Raw genomic sequence first — 372 nt, 5'->3', positions numbered from 1 at the left:
TCAGATCGTCTGCGCCGAATACCAACCGTTCGACTCGGCTGTTGACTATCGCCCCTCCGCACATGGCACAGGGCTCAAGAGTGACGTACAGCACACAGTCTATGAGCCGCCAGCCTCCCAGCTTCTTTGAAGCCTGGTCTATGGCGATGAGCTCCGCGTGGGAGAGGGAGGAACGGTCAAGCTCCCGCCTGTTGAAGCCTTCTCCCACTATCTCTCCGTCCGACTGCCGTACTACTACGGCACCCACCGGAACATCTCCGTTGTCCGCCGCCTGCTTTGCCAGCTCTATGCAGCGGCGCATGTAAAACTCGTCCCGCTCCATCATTTCAGTTCAAAGGAGAGGATGATTGTTATGAGGGTCACCGAAAGCCA

The 372-nt window shown here is 57.5% G+C and carries 1 protein-coding gene; it reads right to left on the bottom strand.

Features of this window, described 5'->3' with window-relative positions:
- Positions 1-325 (bottom strand): nucleoside deaminase (locus tag B0D78_RS12170; protein ID WP_078017182.1); only part of this gene is annotated, 325 nt, incomplete at its 3' end.
- Positions 326-372: the final 47 nt, after the last annotated feature.

Origin of the sequence: Pyramidobacter sp. C12-8, assembly GCF_002007215.1 — a bacterium.
Taxonomy (GTDB): domain Bacteria; phylum Synergistota; class Synergistia; order Synergistales; family Dethiosulfovibrionaceae; genus Pyramidobacter.
This window is presented reverse-complemented; position numbering and strand designations above follow the sequence as displayed.